This is a genomic window from Paracoccus sp. (in: a-proteobacteria) (genome assembly GCF_046462195.1).
Classification (GTDB): Bacteria; Pseudomonadota; Alphaproteobacteria; order Rhodobacterales; family Rhodobacteraceae; genus Paracoccus.
The window spans coordinates 14,003-32,103 of record NZ_JBKGUN010000007.1; the positions used below are offsets into that span (position 1 = coordinate 14,003).

Below are 18,101 nucleotides of genomic sequence, written 5' to 3' on the forward strand. Positions count from 1 at the left end.
CACCCACTGCCAAACAGGCCCACTCGTTGTCTGCCAGCCGAGCCTCATGTTGATGCTGCCGTGGCATAACTCCGCGCTGGCAGGGCCTATGGGGCGTCATGCACCCTGCCGCAGGCATTGCGACATTGGCAGCCGAAGGGGTGGATATGCGCCTGCTGAATGGCTGCCCTTGCCAATTTTCACCATCGTCATGACAGGGGCCATGCTGTCCCCTTCCCGGCAAGAGGGCCAATCGTCCAGCTTTGCATTTTTTCCAGTCCCACATGTCGCGCATGAACGAGATTGGAAGCAGAGACGCAAAAGCTTGGCGTGGTTACTGCCAAGACAGCTCACCTGAGCCCTGAGCGGCAAGCTTCCTTTCGAACTGTCCGATGGTGACACAAGGGACACAGTGGTGGTCCCGCCTGCTGCCCCTGTGCAGGTCCCGGATCATGGTCCGATCTCTTCACCTTGCCGCTTCCATCGCAACTTTGGTCGGTTCCTTCCTGCACTCAACCTTCGGCATAGGTCTTTCAGATATTTGCTTCCAGTGTCCCTCAAGCGCATCATGGGGTTCGCGCTCGATGGTCATGGACAGGTTATGAGAACAGGACACGAATTGCTGCCTCGCCAAGACATGATCATGCTGTTCCGGATTTCGCGGATCGGATTGTCCCGACCCGTCTCAGGACTTGAAAGGTGCCTGTTGAACCTTATCCTGTTTTCTCCGCTTTCCCGGACGCTCCTGACCCTTGGCAGCATGAAGCCCTTCGCCCAGCAGTGATTTCCCGACGCCCCGGAAACCATCAGCGACTTGATTTCCTTATATGACGACGCGGACGCGGGCTTTTGCTTGGCTGACATCAGGTCGGTCGTGATCGTGGCGGCCTGCATGGCCCGCTCGATCTTTGGCGCTGTGTTGAACGAACGGAACTGGTGTCATGGCTGAGACGACCGAGCCAATGCAGAGATGGGGTGGCACCAGTGCGAGGCAGATTTGCTGCGCTTTCCGCAGGTGGACATTCCTGATCCGTGACCCGATCCTCCTGCGCGGTTGCGGACGATCGATCGCCGGCATTGTCATCCGGACGTTACCGAAACGTCATCGCGGCATCACAATCCCGCTCTAGATGCGGCAGCGAAAGGTGACACGCAATGCCCGATATCCGTGCCCGGGGCCTGGGAAAGGCCTTCAACCGCACGTTCGTTCTTCGCGACATCGACCTCGACCTGCCGCAGGGGGCGTTCCTGGCGCTGCTGGGCCCGTCGGGCTGTGGCAAGACCACGCTGCTGCGGCTGATTGCCGGATTGGAGTTACCGGACGAAGGGCAGTTGCATCTGGGCGAGCGGATGATTGCTGGCCCCACCTGTTTCGTGCCGCCAGAAGAGCGCGATCTGGGGATGGTCTTCCAATCCTATGCGCTGTGGCCGAACATGACCGTTCGCGGCAATATCGAGTTTGCGCTGAAGGCCCGCCGGATGCCGCGTCCGGAACGCAACGCGCGGGTGGCCGAAATGCTGCAGGCCGTGGGACTGACGCCGCTGGCCGACCGGCGCCCGCACCAGTTATCGGGCGGCCAGCGCCAACGGGTCGCGCTGGCGCGATCGCTGGCCTTGCGCCCGGCGCTCTTGCTGCTGGACGAGCCGCTGGCAAATCTGGATGCCCATCTGCGCCACCGCATGCTGGCCGAGTTCCGGCGCCTGCATGCGGCCACCGGCACGACCTTCGTCCTGGTCACCCATGACCAGGACGAGGCGATGGCTGTCGCCACCCATATCGCCGTCATGGATGCCGGCCGCATCGAACAGGTGGGCACACCCGAGGATCTGTATCGCCGCCCCGCCACGCCCATGGTGGCGCGTTTCATCGATCACGGCGTCACACTGCCGGTCACCGTCACGAACGGCCGTGACGGCCTCTGCCAAGGCACCCTGGGTGGAGCCACGTTCGATCTGCCGGGCGAGGCAGGTCCGGGCAGGGGTTGGCTGTGCCTTCATCGCCAGGACCTGCGTCCTGCAGCCAACGGCCGGGGGCATTTTCGCGCGCAGGTGCTGTCGCAAACCTTCCAGCACGGCCGCTATCTGACCCATGTCCTGCCGCAAGGGTTCGAGATGGACAACCTGTCCTTGGCGCTGGACCGGCCCCTGCCACCGCAAGGGCTCCTCGATATCGAGATCACCGGGGGCTGGGTAATCGGGCGCGAGGCGCGGTCCGATCGCGTGCCCCTGAACGAAAGAGTCAAGACCAATGCCTGAATTGCGCGCGATCTCCGGGATGGGCATCAAGGGTCCGGCCTGCTTCCTGCTGGAGATGCAGGGGCGCCGCCTGATCCTTGACCTCGGCCACGGCCCCGATGGTGCAACCCTGCCCGACCTCTCGGCCCTGCCTCCCATAGATGCCATTCTTTTCAGCCATGGCCATGCCGATCATACGGGCGGGCTGGACCGGTGGGATCAACTGGGGCGCCCCTCGCTGTTTGCCACCCGCCCCACCATCGCCGTCTCGGAACGACCCGAACTGCAGCGGGCGACGCCGCTGGAGGATCTGGACCGCATCATGGACCTGCCCCTGATGACCGGTCCTGCCGGCCATGCGCCCGGTGCCGTGTGGATGCGGATCGGGGGCGAGGACGGGCTGATGTATTCCGGGGACATCAGTGCCGAAAGCCTGCTGTTCCGGGCCACCCCCCTGCCCCGGGCCGCGGCCTTGGTGCTGGATGCATCCTACGGACAGGCCGCCGAGGCGTTGCCGGACCAGATCGAGGCGATCATGGCGCTGGCGGATCGCCCGGTCCTGTTCCCTTGTCCCGCCGGGGGACGTGGGCTGGAACTGGCATGGACCTTCCTGCGCCAAGGGTGGCCCGTCTCGATCTGCGCGTCCCACCGCCGCGTGGCGCAGATCCTGCGCGACCACTCGGACTGGCTGACGCCCGCAGGCCCGGCGGCGCTGGATCTTCTGCTGGAACAGGCCGGCCATCTGCAGAGCGATTCACCGATCGACGGTGTCATGGTGGCAGCGGGTCCCAATGCCGAGCGCGGCACGTCCAGGGATCTGGCCGCCCGCATTGCTGCAGGAACCGAGGCGCGCATCGTCCTGACCGGCCATGTTGCACGGGACACGCCCGCCAGCGCACTGGTTGCCGCCGGACGGGCGCAGTTCCGGCGCTGGAACGTGCATCCGACCTTCGGCGGCGGCAGCGATCTTGTCGCGGCCTGCGCGCCACGGATGATGCTTGCCGCCTTTTGCGACCCGCAGGCGCTTGGTGCCTTGCGCAACAACAGCCATTGGCCCATCGCCTCTGGCGCGGAGCTGGTCTGGTGAGCCTGTTCGACCACACGCGGTTCCATATCCTGCGCCATGGCCAGACCGCGATGAATGCGGCCGGGCTGATCGGCGGGTCCAGCGACGTCCCGCTGTCTGATCTGGGCCAGAGGCAGGCACGGTTCGCCGCCCAGGCTTGGCAGGACCTGCCGATCGGGCGGCTGATCACCTCGCCGCTACTGCGTGCACGGCAAACGGCCGAAGCCGTTGCAGCCCTGCGCCCGGACCTGACCCTCGAGGACGCGCCGCCGTTGGCCGAACGCGACTGGGGCCTCTGGGAGGGCCAGCCCCGGGCCATGCTCGTGCGCGACGCCACGCCCCCGGGCGGCGAAGCGCCGGACGCCTTTCGCGACCGGATCCGGGCGGGTGTCATGGCCATTCCCGCGCCCGGCACCGCCGAGGCACCTCCGCTGATCGTGGCCCATTCCGGCACGGCACGCGAGATCTTTGCACTGCTGGACCTGCCCTTCCTGCGCCCGCAGAACGGCACGCTGATCACCCTCACCCGCGACGTGGCGGGAACATGGTGGGCCAGGCCGCCCCGGCACGCTCCTGAAACCTCCCCATCCAACCGCAAGAGGATCGCATGACCCGCACCCTTCTTCTGTCGACCGCTTTGACCGGCCTTGCCTTGGCCGCACAGGCCGAGACGCTGACCGTCTATACCTCGCAGCCGCAGGACCAGATGACCCAGGTCATCGAGGCCTTCAACGCCGAGCATCCCGAGATCCAGGTCGAACTGTTCCGTTCGGGCACGACCGAGGTGATGGCCAAGCTGCAGGCGGAATTCGCGGCCGGACGCTCGCCCGCCGACGTTCTGCTGATCGCCGATGCCGTCGCCATGACCCAACTGAAGCAGGACGATCGCCTGATGGCCTATGCCGAGGCTCCGGTCGAAGGAATCGACCCGGCCCTGCTGGACGCCGACCAGATGTTCTTTCCGACCAAGCTGATCACCACAGGCATCGTCTACAACACCAACCTGGTGGACACGCCCCCCACCTCATGGGCGGATCTGACCGACCCCGAGCGGGCAGCGCAGACGATCATGCCCTCGCCCCTGTATTCCGGTGCGGCGGCGATCCATGTGGGCACGCTGGTCCAGCAGCCGCAGATGGGCTGGGACTATCTTGAGGCGCTGGCCGAGGGCGGCGCGGTCGCCGGCCAAGGCAACGGCACCGTCCTGGAGGCCGTCGCCCGGGGCGAAAAGGCCTATGGCGTTCTGGTTGAATACATGGCGATGAACGCCAAGGAACAGGGCTCTCCGGTTGATTTCGTGTTTCCGTCCGAAGGAGTGACGGCGGTCACCCAGCCGGTGGCGATCATGGCCGGCACCGACGCACCCGAGGCCGCCCGCGCCTTTGTCGACTGGCAGCTGTCGCAGGCCGCGCAGACCCAGTCGGTCGAGCAGGGTTATTTTCCGCTGCTGCAGGGGATGGACGCACCCGAAGGTTATCCCGATCCCGCGACGCTGACCGTTATCGAGGCGGACAATGCCACCCTGCTGAGCGACGGCGATGCGGTCAAGCAGGAGTTCGCGGACCTTTATGGCGGCTGAGCGGTCCCTTCGCCTGCTGGGCGACCGCAGGACCGGCGGTGGCGAGCGTCTGCTCGCCATTGTCCTTTGTATCTATGTGGGGCTGATCACCATCTGGCCGCTGGGCCAGTTGCTGCTGACCGCCTTTCGGCCCGGTGACGAAGGGCAGGTGCTGGGCGTCATGCGCGACACGCTGTCCGCGCGCGCCACCGGCCGGGCCTTCTGGAACACGCTGACGCTGTCGCTGGTGTCGGTGGCGGTGTCGGTGACGCTGGGCGGGGCGCTGGCCTTTGCCGTCGGCCTGATGCGGATGCGGTGTCGTGCGGCCCTGTCCTTCCTGATCCTGATGCCGCTGATCATCCCCTCGCAGGTGCTTGCCCTGTCATGGATCGAACTTCTGGGCGCGCAATCGCCAATACTTGCACCCTTGGGCCTGGCGCCGGCGCCCGGCTCCGGCAATCCGCTTTATTCCGGGACAGGCATCGCGCTGGTCATGGGGATCGAGCACATGCCGCTGGTTTACATCGCCATCCGTGCGGCGTTGAAATCGCTGCCCGCCGACCTGATCGAGGCTGCGCGCATTGCGGCCATTCCCCCCCGGCTGGTGCTGACGCGGATCATCGCGCCGATCACCCTGCCCTCGGCCCTGGCCGGAGCGTTGCTGGCCTTCACGGCGGCGGTTGGCAACTTTGGCGTGCCGGCGCTGCTGGGTATTCCGGGGCGGGTGCCCATGCTGACAACCCTGATCTATCAGCGATTGAACGGGTTCGGGCCGTCGGCGGCGGGACAGGTGGCGGTGCTGGCGCTGATCCTGACCCTGATGGCCGTGGTAGCCCTGCTGCTGCGCGGCCTGCTGATGCGTCATCTGCACATGCGGATCGAGAACGGGCCCCGCTTTCGCCCTGCCCGCGCCGCGCCTTTCTGGGCGCAAGGGCTGATCTGGGCCATGGTTCTGGTCATTGCGCTTCTGCCGCTGTCAGCGCTGGTGCTGACCTCGCTGATCCCCGCGATCGGGGTGCCCTTCTCGCTGGAAGTGGCAGTTCTTGACCAGTACCGTTCCGTTCTGGCCAATGACGCCGTTTCGCGCGCTTTTGCCAATTCGCTGATGTTGTCCATGGCGGCCGCAGCCATCTGCGCGCTGGTTGCGCTGCCCCTGGCCTATCTGTCCACCCACCGTCCCGGTCCTGCCGTTGCAACCATCGACCTGCTGGCCGAAGCGCCTTGGGTCGTGCCGGGCACGGTTGTGGCACTGGCCATGATCCTCGCATTCCTGCCGCCCCTGCCGCTTCTGGGGATCTCGCTCTATGGGTCGGCAACGATCATCCTGATCGCCTATCTGGCACGGTTCCTGCCCCTGGTGCTGCGTCCCGTCGTTGCGGCGGCTCAGGGCAGCGACCCCGGTCTGGACGAGGCGGCGCGGATTGCAGGGATCGGACTGCCCCTGCGGCTTGGCCGGATCTTTGCACCCTCGGTCCTGCCGGCGGCACTGGCGGGCGCGATCCTGGTGGTGATGACCGCCCTGAACGAACTGACCCTGTCCGCGCTGCTGTGGTCATCGGGCGTCGAGACCATCGGCGTCATGGTCTTTTCGCTGCAATACGAAGGAAATTCGACGGCAGCGGCGGCTGTTTCGGTTCTGTCGACGCTGCTGGTGCTTGCGCTGTGCGGGGTGGCCGATCTGGCGGCCCGCCGCAGCGCAGCCGACGTTCTGCCCTGGCGGGGATGAGCGGCTGCGGCAGGCATCCCTGCCGCAGCCGGTGTTTCAAAGACCCGCCACGCGGTAGATGTCGTCCAGCACCCTGGCCAGCGTCACCAGTTCTTCCGCACGGGGGTCAAAGCCCTGCCCCTGACGCAGCCGCGCGGCCCAGTCAATGCCGGCGCGGCCACCCCATTCATCGGGGGGACCGGCAATCTGTTCCCGGGACGTACCGTTGTGCCGCCAGGCCGCAAAGTCATAGAACGAGCCATCAATGTTGCTGACCCGGCCCCCGCCCCGGGTGCCATGGGCCTGCATCTCGATCACCGCCTCCTGCCCTGCGGGCAGGTTCCAGGAGCAGGCGATCCGGATCACGGTGCCCGAAGGCGTTTCCAGGGTCGCGCTGACGTAATCCTCGACCTGGTGATGCGGGTCGGTCAGGGGCTGGCCGCCCGTGCGGGCATGGGCCGCAACGCAGCGCATGTCGCCTGCGTCCAAGCTCCACAGCGCCATGTCGATCAGGTGGATGCCCAGATCGATCAAGCAGCCGCCGCCCGACAAGGCGCGGTCACGGAACCACGGCTTGTCAGGGCCATAAGCATTGTGAAAGGTCAGATCGACCGCGTGAACCTCGCCCAGGTCACCCTGACGGATCAGGTCGCGCAGCGCGATGAAGGCCGCCGAATGGCGATAGCTGAGATCGGTCATCAGCAGCCGGTCAGCCTGACGCGCGGCCTCGACAACCGAAGTGGTCTCCGTTTCGTTTCGCCCCAGGGGCTTTTGGCAAAAGACTGCCGCCCCGGCCTGCAGCGCGGCGACGGCCTGCCCGGCATGGAGCGCCGAAGGGGTGGCGATCACCACGCCATCGGGCTGCGCGGCCAGAACCGTTTCCAGCGTATTGCCAATGGTGGCACCGGGGGCCAGTGCGCTTGCTGCGGCAACCGCTTCGGCATCGAAATCGGCAATGGCTGCGACCTCGATATCGCCTGCCTCGGCCATGGCCTGCATGCGATGACGGCCGATCCAGCCCAGCCCCAGGAAACCGATGCGGGGGCGCCGCGCCTCGGCGGGTGAACGTGCGTTCAGTTGCATGCGATCACCGCCTTGACGAAAGTGCCGGGCTTGTCGCGCGTCGCGTCCAGCGCCGCGGCCAGATCCTCCAGCGGAAAGGTTCGGGAATAAAGCGGGCTGGGGTCCAACTGTCCATCGGCCACGGCCTGAACGGCATGACGCATGCCATCCAGCACCACGGTCTGGTCCCGTTCATGGGCGTTGATCACGTCCATGCCCTTCCAGTTCCACATCTGCATGTTCACCTGACGCGGGCCGTCCTGATGATATCCGCCGATCACCAGACGCCCGCCCTCGCGGACCAGTTCACCCGCCAGATCCAGCGGCCATTGCTTGCCTACCACCTCGATCACGACGTCGCACAAACGCTCGCCGGTCAGGCGCTTGACGTCCTCGATGATGCGCCAATGGTCATCCATGACAACGGTATGTTCCGCCCCCATCTGGCGGGCCAGATCCAGCGAGCTGTCGCGACGCGAGATCGCGATCACCCTTGCCCCGGCCAAGGTTGCCTGCCGGACCAGCAGCGCACCCAGAAAGCCGATGCCGATGATGGCCACCGTGTCGCCCGCCCGGATGGCGGCACGGCGGAACACGTTGACCGCGCAGCCCAGGGGCTCCGCCGGGACAGGCTGGCCCGCCAGCGCCTCAGGCAGTGGGATCACGTCGCTCGCAGGCACCGTTTCATGCGTGGCAAAGCCGTTCTGGCCTGCAAAAGCCACCCGCTGACCCACCTTCAGGCCCTGAACGTCCCGGCCCACCGCCTCGATGATGCCCCAAGCCTCGTGCCCCAGTTCGCCGGGGCCCAATGGAAAGTTCATCCATTCCGGCCCCGCCCAGGGCCCCAGGTTCGACGCGCAGACGCCGCAGCCCTCGATCGCGATGCGGATTTCGGACGCTTCGGGGTCGCGGGGGGTGATCGGCACGATCTCGACCTGACCGGGGGCCACGATACGGGCTGCGCGCGGTGCTTGGCTGGCAAGGGTCATCGGGGTCCAGGACTGGGGGCTGGCGTCGATCATCGGCATCTCCGGCTTGGTTCAGGTGGGGCGGAACGCGAAGAACCGCCCGAACAGGAACACGAACAAGAAGCTGGAACAAATGTTCCCTCCTGAGGTTCCGGGCCCGTTGATGATGTCTCTGAAGAAGACATTGAAGAAGATCCTTGGCCTTCATTTTGCCCGTGTGCGCAGGGCTTGGGGCCAGCCGGAACAAGGAGATGGGCAACAATGACGACGACTTTGATCACGGGCGGCTGCGGCTTCATCGGCCGCCATGTCGCGACCGAGCTGATGGATGCCGGTCAGGACGTCATACTCTATGACGCGATGATCGAACAGGTTCATGGTGGCGCGCCGGCGGAGCAGGCGCCTGACCTGGCCCCGATCCTGGCGCGCGGGGCGCGGCTTGTGCGCGGTGACATGCGCGACGCCGATGCGTTGCGCGGCGCGCTGCAGGGTGCCGACGCGGTCATGCACCTTGCCGCCGAAGTCGGCGTCGGTCAGTCCATGTACGAGATCGCCCGCTATGTCGGCGCCAACGACCTGGGCACTGCCGTCCTGCTGGAGGCCATCGCCGACCACCCGGTGAAGAAGATCGTCGTCGCCTCCTCCATGAGCGTTTATGGAGAAGGCTATTATGCCACTGCCGATGGAACGCTGCACGAGAACGTGCGCCGCCGCACCGCAGATCTGCGGGCCGGTCAGTGGGAGCCTTCGACCGCGGATGGCACCGCCCTCAAGCCCGTTCCCACCACCGAGGACAAGCGCGTCGACCTGGCCTCGATCTATGCGCTGACCAAGTACCAGCAGGAACAGGCCGTGCTGATCTTTGGCGAAGCCTACAACATCCCGGCAACCGCGCTGCGCCTGTTCAACGTCTTCGGTGCGGGCCAGGCCTTGTCGAATCCCTATACCGGCGTTCTGGCCAATTTCGCCTCGCGCATTGCCAACGACCAGCCGCCCACCATCTTCGAGGACGGACAGCAGAAGCGCGACTTCGTTCACGTTCGCGATGTCGCCCGCGCCTTCCGCCTGGCACTGGAAAGCGAGGCCGCCAACGGCCATGTCATCAACATCGGCTCGGGCCATGCTTATTCGGTGTCCGAAGTGGCCAGCCTGCTGGCCGAGGCCATGGGCGCGCCCCATCTGCAGCCCGAGATCTTAGGCAAGTTCCGCGCCGGCGACATCCGCAACTGTTTTGCCGATATCAGCAAGGCGCAGACCCTGCTGGGCTTTCAACCGCAGCACCGGCTGGAGGACAGCCTCGGGCCCTTCGTGGAATGGGTCAGCCAGCAGCCTTCGGTGGACAACGGCAGCCGGATGAGGGCCCAGCTGGAGGAGCGGGGGCTGGTGACATGAGCGCCGATTTCGGCTTTGTCGAATGGTTCCGGCCCGGCGAATACGACCGGGTCGAGGCGCTGCTTCCCGCCCTTGTTGCGTCAGGTGCCCGGCACCTGCGCACCCATGTCAGCTGGGCCGAATACCATTCGCCCGGCGGGCAGGAGTGGTTCGACTGGCTGCTGCCCCGTCTGGCCCGCGACCTCGAGATCCTGCCCTGCGTCCATTACACGCCCCCGTCGCTGTCGCGCACGGGGCGCAGTTCGGGGGCGCCCAAGGTCCTCAAGGATTATGCCGATTTCATCGACATGCTTCTGACGCGGCATGGCGAGCATTTCACCCATGTCGAATTGTGGAACGAGCCCAACAACCTGCTGGACTGGGACTGGCGCGAGGATCCTGATTTCGACCTGTTCTGCGAGATGGTCGGTGGCGCGGCCTATTGGGTGCAGAGCCGCGGCTGGAAGGCGGTGCTGGGCGGGCCCGCGCCTTTTGACCCTTACTGGCTGAACCTGATGGGCGAGCGCGGCGTGCTGGGCGTGGTGGATGTCGTGGGCTTTCACGGCTTTCCTGGAACCTGGGACAGCGAGGCGGCATCTTGGCGCGGGTGGGACATGCATTTGGGCGAGATGCGCCGCATCCTGGACCACCACAATCCTGCCGCCCGGATCTGGATCACCGAAACCGGCTACTCCACCTGGCGCCGAGACGAGATCGAGCAGGCGCGCCGCTTTGTTCGCTCGCTCCAGGCACCGGCTGACCGTGTCTACTGGTATGGCTGGGCCGATCTGCCCGCCGATGTGGCCGTGCAGGAAGGATTGTGGTTCGACCCGCGCCATTACCACATGGGCGCCGTCGCCACGGATGGCCAGCCCAAGCTGCTTGGGCGCCTGCTGACCGAAGGCGGCGTTGGCCGCTTGCAGGAACTGACCCAGTTGGCCAGCCCCGCAGGTGCGCGCACGCAGGACAGCGTGCTGATCACGGGCGGTGCGGGTTTCATCGGGGCGAACCTGGCCGATGCGCTGATGCGCGACGGGCAGCGCGTCACGGTTCTGGACAACCTCAGCCGTCCGGGCGTCGAGCGCAACCTGCGCTGGCTGGCCGACCGGCACGGCGACCGGCTGCGCGCGGTTCCCGCCGACCTGCGCGACCAGCCCTCGCTGACCAGCATCATCGCGGATGCTTCCACGGTCTTCCATCTGGCCGCGCAGACAGCCGTGACGACCAGCCTGACCTCGCCCATGGAGGATTTCGAGGTCAATGCCCGCGGCACGCTGAACGTGCTGGAGGCGGTGCGGGCCACCGGACGGTCCGTGCCGGTGATCTTTGCCTCGACCAACAAGGTCTATGGGGCGCTGTCGGACCTGACCGTGCGCGACAGCGGCGACCGGTGCGACCCGCTGGACAACGAACTGTCCGCGCATGGGGTCAGCGAGGCGCGGCCGCTGGATTTCTGCACGCCCTATGGCTGTTCCAAGGGGGTCGCGGACCAGTATGTGCTGGATTATGCCAAAAGCTATGCCATCCCGGCCGCCGTTCTGCGGATGAGCTGCATCTACGGACCCCGCCAGTTCGGAACCGAGGATCAGGGCTGGGTGGCCCATTTCCTGATCCGTGCGCTGGAGGGCCAGCCCATCACGGTCTTCGGCTCGGGGCGCCAGGTGCGGGACGTGCTGCATGTCAGCGATGCGGTGGCTGCCTATCGCAGCGTGCTGGACAATATCGGGTCGCTGTCGGGCCGCGCCTTCAACCTGGGCGGCGGGCCTGCCAATGCCGTCAGCCTGCGCGAGGTTCTGGCCGAGATTGCGCGCATCACCGGGACCAGCCCCGATGTCACCTATCGCGATTGGCGTCAGGGCGACCAGCCCTGGTTCGTGGCCGACACTCGGACGCTGCAGGCGGCCACGGGCTGGCAGGCGCGCATGGATTGGCGGCGCGGGCTGGCCGATCTGGCCGGCTGGCTGGCCGAGGATCGCGGCCTGTCCCTGCACCTGGAAAGGCGGTCCGCGTGACTGGCCTGCGCCTGCTGATGACGCTGGATGCAGTGGGGGGAGTTTGGCAGCACGCGATCGACCTTGCGGCCGGGCTGCGGGCGCGCGGAGTGTCGGTCGTGTTGGCGGGGCTGGGCCCCCGTCCCGATGCCGCGCAGATGGCGCAGGCCCGGACCATCGGGCCTGTCGAATGGGGAGCGGCGCCCTTGGACTGGCTGGCCGAGCGCCCCGCGGATCTGGCCGCAATTGGCCCTTGGCTGGACGGATTGGCGGCACGGCATCAGGTGGACGTCCTGCACCTGAACCTGCCGACACAGGCTGTGGGCCTCGCCTGCGGTTTGCCGGTTCTGACAATGTCGCATTCCTGCCTCGCCACATGGTTTGCCGCTGTGCGCGGCAGCGATGTGCCGGAAGACATGGCCTGGCAACGTGACCTGACGGCTCAGGGCCTGGCAGCTGCCGATCTGATCGTCGCGCCCAGCCAGGCGCATGCGGATGCGCTGGCGCGGTGTTATGGCAGCTTGCCGGCTCTGGCCGTTGTTCCCAACACCAGCCGTGCGGCCCTTCCTGACAGGCTGCGCCTTCCGCAGATCGTGGCGGTGGGGCGCTGGTGGGACGACGGCAAGAACGGCGGCCTTCTGGACGAGGCTGCGGCGCGCACTGACTGGCCCGTTTCCTTGGTCGGCGCCCTGTCGGGGCCCAACGGCGCGCGCATCGTGTTGTCGCATGCACAGCATGCCGGGGCGCTGTCCCACCCCGACACGCTGGCCCGGATCGCCGAGGCCGGGATCTTCTGCGCACCTTCGCGGTACGAGCCCTTCGGCCTCGCGGTTCTGGAGGCCGCGCGCGGCGCTGCGCCCCTGGTCCTGGCCGATATCCCGACCTTTCGAGAGTTGTGGGACGGTGCCGCGATCTTCTTTGACCCGGCCGACGCGGGTGAATTGTCGGACGTACTGAACCGCTTGTCGCGCAATCCTGCGCAACAGAAGGAACTGGGCCGGGCCGCGTGCGCCCGCGCTGCCCGACTGACCCCCGACACCCAGGTTGCGGCCATGCTGCGACTGTATCGCCGGCTGGCCGTTGCGGCCGCTCCGGCCCAAACCGCAACAGGATGAGGACCATGCGCTTTCTGTTCTATACCCACTCGCTTGTTTCGGACTGGAACCACGGCAACGCCCATTTCCTGCGCGGCGTGATGCGATCGCTGAACGCGCGGGGCCATCAGACTCTGGCGCTTGAGCCCAGTGACTCTTGGAGCCGGCAGAACCTGATCGCCGACCGGGGCGAGACGGCCTTGGCCGAGTTCGACCAGACCTTCCCCGACCTGCGCTGGCAGGATTACGGCGCGAATTTTGCCCATGAGCAGGCATTGGACGAGGCCGATGTGGTCATCGTGCATGAATGGACCGACCCGGCCCTGGTTGCCCGCATCGGCGCGCATCGCCGGGGGAGCGGGCGTTATCAGCTGCTGTTTCACGACACCCATCACCGCGCCGTCAGCGCGGGCGACGATATCGCCGGAATGGACCTCGATGGTTATGATGCGGTTCTGGCCTTTGGGGAAAACTTGCGCGAACATTATCTGGCGGCGGGCTGGGGACGGCAGGTCTTCACTTGGCACGAGGCCGCCGACACCACCCTTTTCCGGCCGATGCCTGAAATCCTGCCGACCTCCGACCTGATCTGGGTCGGCAACTGGGGCGACGACGAGCGCAGCGCCGAACTGGAACAGTTCCTGATCGCCCCAGCCGAGGCGTTGTCCCTCAAGGCCTGTGTGCATGGCGTGCGCTATCCGGAACATGCGCTGGAGCGGCTGTCGCAGGCGGGCATCGACTATCGCGGATGGTTGCCCAATGCCCGCGTGCCGCAGGCCTTTGCCCGGTACAGGGTGACGGTTCATGTCCCGCGCCGCCCTTATGTCACCGCCCTCCCCGGCATCCCGACCATCCGTCCCTTCGAGGCGCTGGCCTGCGGCATCCCCCTGATCAGCGCCCCGTGGGACGATGCCGAGGGTTTGTTCCGGGCAGGCGACATGCGCTTTGCCCGCGACGGGCTGGAAATGCAGAACCACCTGCGCGAACTTCTGCACGATCCCGAAGCGGCCGCCGCGCAGGCGCAGCAGGGCCTGCAGACGATCCTCGAGCGCCACACCTGCGACCACCGGGTCGAACAGCTGCTGTCCGTGCTGGACAGCCTGAACCCTGCCACCCCTCAGCCGCAGGAGGTCCCCGCATGACCCGCGTCGCATTCTATGGCTCCAGCCTCCTGTCCTCCTATTGGAACGGCGCGGCCACCTATTATCGGGGCATCATCAAGGCCATGTACCGTCATGGCTTTGATGTGACGTTCCACGAGCCGGACGCCTATGACCGCCAGTCGCATCGCGACATCGCGGTGCCGGACTGGGCAAAGGTGAATGTCTGGGCGGCCACGCCCGAAGGCTTGCGCGCCGCCGCCGCCCTTGCGGCCGAGGCCGACATCGTCATCAAGGCATCGGGCGTGGGCTACGAGGATGACGTGCTGCTGGAACAGGTGATGGGCGCGGCCCGTCCCGGAGCACTGCGCATCTTCTGGGATGTGGACGCGCCTGCGACACTGGCGGCGATGCAGCAGGAGCCGCAGGATGCCCTGCGCCGGATGCTGCCCGAACTGGACATGGTGCTAACCTATGGCGGCGGCGAGCCGGTCATCCGTGCCTATCGCGACTTGGGCGCGCGCGATTGCGTGCCGATCTATAATGCGCTGGATCCGGACACCCATCATCCCGCCCCGCCCCAGGACCGTTTTGCAGCCGATCTGGGCTTTCTGGCCAACCGCCTGCCCGACCGCGAAGCGCGCGTGGCAGAATTCTTTCTGCGCCCCGCGGCCCTTCTGCCGGACCGGCGCTTCATGCTGGGTGGTTCGGGCTGGAACCAAGGCGACCTGCCGGGCAATGTCCAAGCCATCGGCCATGTCGGCACGGCCGATCACAACGCCTTCAACACCACTCCGCGGGCCGTGCTGAACGTCGCGCGTGACTCCATGGCCGCGACCGGCTTTTCCCCCGCCACCCGTGTCTTCGAGGCCGCAGGCGCGGGCGGCTGCCTGATCACCGACGCGTGGGAAGGGATCGAGCTGTTCCTGACCCCGGACCAGGAGGTGCTGGTCGCGCGCGACGGGCAGGACGTGGCAGACATCCTGGCGGACCTGACCACGGAACGCAGCCAGGCGATCGGACAGGCCGCGCTGAAACGTGTGCTGGCCGACCACACCTATGATCGCCGCGCGCTCCAGCTGCGCGACCTGCTGCACCGCATCCGCCCCGGCCTTCTGGCCCGAGAGGAGACTTTGTGATGCCGCAAGACGAGATCATCATCTTCGGCCTGTCCCTCAGCTCGTCCTGGGGCAACGGCCATGCGACCACCTTCCGCGCCCTTTTGCGCGGGCTGCATCAGGAAGGACAGCGCGTCCTGTTCCTGGAACGGCGGCAGCCCTGGTACCAGGAAAACCAGGACCTGTCCGATCCCGACTTCTGCACGCTGGAATTCTATGACGACATCCCTGCGGTGCTGGAACGGCATGGCGCGCGGCTGGCACGGGCCAAGGCCGTCATCGTCGGCTCCTATGTCCCCGAAGGGCAGGCGCTGATCGATGCCCTTCACCGCCTGCCGCTGCAACAGCTGTGCTTTTACGACATCGACACGCCCGTGACGCTGGACATGCTGGCCCGCGGCGAGGAACAGCATCTGGCCCGCCGGCAGGTGCCGTGGTTCGACACCTATCTGTCCTTTTCGGGGGGACAGGTGCTGGACCGGCTGCGGCAGGACCATGGCGCGCGGCATCCGGTTGCGTTGTACTGTTCGGTCGATGCGGAGGCCTATCTCCCGATGCAGGTGCCGCAGCGGTGGGACCTGGGTTATCTGGGCACCTACAGCCCGGACCGCCAGCCGGGACTGGAAGCGCTGCTGATCGAGCCCGCCCGCCGCCTGCCCGACCGGCGATTTGTCGTGGCGGGATCCATGTTCCCCGACACCATCGACTGGCCCGACAATGTCGACCGGATCGAACATCTTCCGCCCGCAGGCCATGCCGAGTTCTACAATGCCCAGCGCTTTACCCTGAACATCACGAGGGCGGCGATGCGCCGGCTGGGGTGGTCCCCGTCGGTGCGGCTGTTCGAAGCGGCTGCCTGCGGCACGCCGATCATCTCGGACCGCTGGCCGGGGCTGGACGACCTGCTGCCCGAAGGCCGCGCCATCATATTGGCCGACCGCACCGAAGATGTGGTCGCCGCCTTGCGTTCCACCGATGACGCGCAACGCAATTCCATGGCGCAGGCTGCGCGCCGGATCGTGCTGAGCGATCACACAGGCAGTGCCCGGGCGCGGGACCTGATCCAGGCGCTGGATCCCGTTACCGCCCTCAACCCGTGACCACAGGAGCAACGACCATGCAACGGATGACCGCATTCCCGAAAACAGTTTTGGTCGCCGGTGGTGCCGGCTTTATCGGGTCCCATCTTTGCGAAACGCTGCTGCGACAAGGACGCCATGTGGTCTGCGTGGACAGTTTTCTGACCGGGCGGCGCGAGAATGTCGAGCCGCTGACCAACCACCCCCGCTTTACCCTGATCGAGGCGGACGTGACCGATCCCCTGTCGGTGCCGGGGCCCGTGGATCAGATCTACAACCTGGCCTGCGCCGCTTCTCCGCCCCATTACCAGGCCGATCCGGTTCATACGATGCTGACGAACGTCATGGGCGTGCGCAACCTGCTGGAACTGGCGCGGCTCAAGGGCGCACGGTTCCTGCAGGCCTCCACCAGCGAGGTTTACGGCGATCCCCTGACCCATCCGCAAACCGAGGATTACTGGGGCAACGTCAACTGCACGGGCCCCCGCGCCTGTTACGACGAAGGCAAGCGTGCGGCCGAAACCATCTGTTTCGATTACCTGCGGGCCCAGCGGGCCGACGTGCGCGTCGCGCGCATCTTCAACACCTATGGCCCGCAGATGCGGCCCGATGACGGACGCATCGTGTCGAACCTGATCTGCCAGGCGCTGCAGGGCAAGCCGCTGACCATCTATGGCGACGGCACGCAGACACGCAGCTTCTGCTATATTTCCGATCTGGTCGACGGCCTGATGGCGCTGATGGAACTGCCGGCTGCCCCGGACAGTGCGATCAACCTGGGCAATCCGGGCGAGTTCTCGATCCTGGAACTGGCCGCGGTCATCCGCCAGTTGGTGCCGGGGGCGCCGCGGCCGGTGTTCAGCCCCCTGCCCATCGACGACCCGCGCCGGCGCAGGCCGGATATCTCACGCGCCGAGCAGTTGCTGGGCTGGCAGCCCCGCATTCCGCTGCGCGAAGGGCTGCGCCATACGATCCCCTGGTTCGCCGCGCATCCTCAGCCCGATGCGCCCCCCCGTCCCCAGCTTCATGTCGAGGAGGTGCGGCCATGAACACCCAAGATATCGCCAGGCGCATCCGGCACCTGGGGCCGTGGTTCCACAACCTCCGGATCGGTGACCAGCAGACGGCGCCCGATCATCCTTTGGGGGATTACCCGCAGTTCAAGTGGCAAGGTTTCCGGCACGTGATCCCGGACGACCTGAGCGGGATGACGGTTCTGGACATCGGCTGCAACGCCGGCTTTTATGCCATCGAGATGGCGCGGCGCGGTGCCCGGGTGACCGCCGTCGACACCGACCCCCGCTATCTCGAGCAGGCGGGCTTTGCGGCCCGCATGTCCGATGTCGACATCACCTTCCGGCAGATGAGCGTTTACGACGTGGGCGCCTTGGGCCAGCGGTTCGACCTGGTGATCTTCATGGGGGTCCTTTATCACCTGCGCCACCCGCTGCTGGCGCTGGACATGCTGCACCAGCATGTCGTCGGCGACCGGCTGCTGTTCCAGTCGATGCAGCGGGGCTCACTGCAGGTCGCGGAAACGGAAGCGGACTATCCCTTCACGGACTGGGACATCTTCAACGATCCTGACTGGCCCAAGCTGCATTTCGTCGAACATTCCTATGCCAAGGATCCGACGAACTGGATGATCCCCAACCGTGCCGCGGTCGAGGCCATGCTGCGTGATGCGGGTTTCCGCATCCTGGATCATCCGGAGCCCGAGGTTTACCTGTGCCAACGCCGCGAGGATGGGGGCCACCCCCTGCCCTGAGGCTGCG

Annotated in this window: 15 protein-coding genes; 13 read left to right on the forward strand and 2 right to left on the reverse strand. The window is 66.4% G+C overall.

Going from position 1 to position 18,101, the window contains the following annotated elements; genetic code table 11:
* The first annotated feature begins 1,134 nt into the window (after positions 1-1,134).
* From ACLHHB_RS00345 to ACLHHB_RS00365, 5 genes are read left to right on the forward strand one after another with little or no spacing between them, the layout of a single operon-like run.
* On the forward strand, positions 1,135-2,235 hold the full coding sequence (locus ACLHHB_RS00345) for an ABC transporter ATP-binding protein (RefSeq protein WP_410216283.1): 1,101 nt from the start codon (positions 1,135-1,137) through the stop codon (positions 2,233-2,235).
* Positions 2,228-3,301 carry an MBL fold metallo-hydrolase gene (locus ACLHHB_RS00350; protein WP_410216284.1) on the forward strand — a complete coding sequence of 358 codons (1,074 nt, stop codon included), beginning with the start codon at positions 2,228-2,230 and terminating at the stop codon, positions 3,299-3,301. The genes ACLHHB_RS00345 and ACLHHB_RS00350 overlap by 8 nt, the downstream gene beginning before the upstream one ends.
* Positions 3,298-3,891: a histidine phosphatase family protein gene (locus ACLHHB_RS00355; RefSeq protein WP_410216285.1), complete on the forward strand. Its 594-nt coding sequence runs from the start codon at positions 3,298-3,300 to the stop codon at positions 3,889-3,891. Before ACLHHB_RS00350 ends, ACLHHB_RS00355 begins: the two co-directional genes overlap by 4 nt.
* Positions 3,888-4,859: an ABC transporter substrate-binding protein gene (locus ACLHHB_RS00360; protein WP_410216286.1), complete on the forward strand. Its 972-nt coding sequence runs from the start codon at positions 3,888-3,890 to the stop codon at positions 4,857-4,859. Before ACLHHB_RS00355 ends, ACLHHB_RS00360 begins: the two co-directional genes overlap by 4 nt.
* Positions 4,849-6,564 (forward strand): ABC transporter permease, encoded by a 1,716-nt coding sequence (locus ACLHHB_RS00365; RefSeq protein WP_410216287.1) that lies wholly within the window; start codon positions 4,849-4,851, stop codon positions 6,562-6,564. The genes ACLHHB_RS00360 and ACLHHB_RS00365 overlap by 11 nt, the downstream gene beginning before the upstream one ends.
* A 36-nt stretch (positions 6,565-6,600) precedes the next feature.
* Here the strand turns inward: ACLHHB_RS00365 and ACLHHB_RS00370 are convergent, their stop codons facing one another.
* Positions 6,601-7,626 carry a Gfo/Idh/MocA family protein gene (locus tag ACLHHB_RS00370; protein WP_410216288.1) on the reverse strand — a complete coding sequence of 342 codons (1,026 nt, stop codon included), beginning with the start codon at positions 7,624-7,626 and terminating at the stop codon, positions 6,601-6,603.
* Positions 7,617-8,627: an MDR/zinc-dependent alcohol dehydrogenase-like family protein gene (locus tag ACLHHB_RS00375; protein WP_410216289.1), complete on the reverse strand. Its 1,011-nt coding sequence runs from the start codon at positions 8,625-8,627 to the stop codon at positions 7,617-7,619. Before ACLHHB_RS00375 ends, ACLHHB_RS00370 begins: the two co-directional genes overlap by 10 nt.
* Positions 8,628-8,834: 207 nt before the next feature.
* On the opposite strand from ACLHHB_RS00375, the gene ACLHHB_RS00380 reads away from it, so the two are divergent.
* Genes ACLHHB_RS00380 through ACLHHB_RS00415 form a run of 8 tightly spaced genes read left to right on the forward strand, consistent with a single transcriptional unit; the run spans position 8,835 to position 18,094 of the window.
* The gene (locus ACLHHB_RS00380) at positions 8,835-9,965 is read left to right on the forward strand and encodes an NAD-dependent epimerase/dehydratase family protein (RefSeq protein ID WP_410216290.1); all 1,131 of its coding nucleotides are present in this window, start codon (positions 8,835-8,837) and stop codon (positions 9,963-9,965) included.
* The gene (locus tag ACLHHB_RS00385) at positions 9,962-11,956 is read left to right on the forward strand and encodes an NAD-dependent epimerase/dehydratase family protein (RefSeq protein ID WP_410216291.1); all 1,995 of its coding nucleotides are present in this window, start codon (positions 9,962-9,964) and stop codon (positions 11,954-11,956) included. Before ACLHHB_RS00380 ends, ACLHHB_RS00385 begins: the two co-directional genes overlap by 4 nt.
* The gene (locus tag ACLHHB_RS00390) at positions 11,953-13,050 is read left to right on the forward strand and encodes a glycosyltransferase family 4 protein (protein ID WP_410216292.1); all 1,098 of its coding nucleotides are present in this window, start codon (positions 11,953-11,955) and stop codon (positions 13,048-13,050) included. Before ACLHHB_RS00385 ends, ACLHHB_RS00390 begins: the two co-directional genes overlap by 4 nt.
* A gap of 5 nt (positions 13,051-13,055) precedes the next feature.
* Positions 13,056-14,171 (forward strand): glycosyltransferase, encoded by a 1,116-nt coding sequence (locus tag ACLHHB_RS00395; RefSeq protein WP_410216293.1) that lies wholly within the window; start codon positions 13,056-13,058, stop codon positions 14,169-14,171.
* Positions 14,168-15,268, forward strand: a complete 1,101-nt coding sequence (locus ACLHHB_RS00400) for a glycosyltransferase (protein WP_410216294.1) — start codon at positions 14,168-14,170, stop codon at positions 15,266-15,268. The genes ACLHHB_RS00395 and ACLHHB_RS00400 overlap by 4 nt, the downstream gene beginning before the upstream one ends.
* The gene (locus ACLHHB_RS00405; protein WP_410216295.1) at positions 15,268-16,347 is read left to right on the forward strand and encodes a glycosyltransferase; all 1,080 of its coding nucleotides are present in this window, start codon (positions 15,268-15,270) and stop codon (positions 16,345-16,347) included. Before ACLHHB_RS00400 ends, ACLHHB_RS00405 begins: the two co-directional genes overlap by 1 nt.
* A 17-nt stretch (positions 16,348-16,364) precedes the next feature.
* Complete coding sequence (locus tag ACLHHB_RS00410) at positions 16,365-17,375, forward strand: UDP-glucuronic acid decarboxylase family protein (RefSeq protein ID WP_410216296.1); 1,011 nt, start codon at positions 16,365-16,367, stop codon at positions 17,373-17,375.
* The gene (locus ACLHHB_RS00415) at positions 17,372-18,094 is read left to right on the forward strand and encodes a TIGR04290 family methyltransferase (RefSeq protein ID WP_410216297.1); all 723 of its coding nucleotides are present in this window, start codon (positions 17,372-17,374) and stop codon (positions 18,092-18,094) included. The genes ACLHHB_RS00410 and ACLHHB_RS00415 overlap by 4 nt, the downstream gene beginning before the upstream one ends.
* The last annotated feature ends 7 nt before the right edge of the window (positions 18,095-18,101 follow it).

Coding starts and splice junctions, on each gene's coding strand:
- ACLHHB_RS00375 (WP_410216289.1), bottom strand. CDS start 8,627: ATGATCGACGCCAGCCCCCAGTCCTGGACCCCGATGACCCTTGCCAGC.
- ACLHHB_RS00415 (WP_410216297.1), top strand. CDS start 17,372: ATGAACACCCAAGATATCGCCAGGCGCATCCGGCACCTGGGGCCGTGG.
- ACLHHB_RS00365 (WP_410216287.1), top strand. CDS start 4,849: ATGGCGGCTGAGCGGTCCCTTCGCCTGCTGGGCGACCGCAGGACCGGC.
- ACLHHB_RS00360 (WP_410216286.1), top strand. CDS start 3,888: ATGACCCGCACCCTTCTTCTGTCGACCGCTTTGACCGGCCTTGCCTTG.
- ACLHHB_RS00370 (WP_410216288.1), bottom strand. CDS start 7,626: ATGCAACTGAACGCACGTTCACCCGCCGAGGCGCGGCGCCCCCGCATC.
- ACLHHB_RS00345 (WP_410216283.1), top strand. CDS start 1,135: ATGCCCGATATCCGTGCCCGGGGCCTGGGAAAGGCCTTCAACCGCACG.
- ACLHHB_RS00380 (WP_410216290.1), top strand. CDS start 8,835: ATGACGACGACTTTGATCACGGGCGGCTGCGGCTTCATCGGCCGCCAT.
- ACLHHB_RS00395 (WP_410216293.1), top strand. CDS start 13,056: ATGCGCTTTCTGTTCTATACCCACTCGCTTGTTTCGGACTGGAACCAC.
- ACLHHB_RS00385 (WP_410216291.1), top strand. CDS start 9,962: ATGAGCGCCGATTTCGGCTTTGTCGAATGGTTCCGGCCCGGCGAATAC.
- ACLHHB_RS00350 (WP_410216284.1), top strand. CDS start 2,228: ATGCCTGAATTGCGCGCGATCTCCGGGATGGGCATCAAGGGTCCGGCC.
- ACLHHB_RS00405 (WP_410216295.1), top strand. CDS start 15,268: ATGCCGCAAGACGAGATCATCATCTTCGGCCTGTCCCTCAGCTCGTCC.
- ACLHHB_RS00400 (WP_410216294.1), top strand. CDS start 14,168: ATGACCCGCGTCGCATTCTATGGCTCCAGCCTCCTGTCCTCCTATTGG.
- ACLHHB_RS00410 (WP_410216296.1), top strand. CDS start 16,365: ATGCAACGGATGACCGCATTCCCGAAAACAGTTTTGGTCGCCGGTGGT.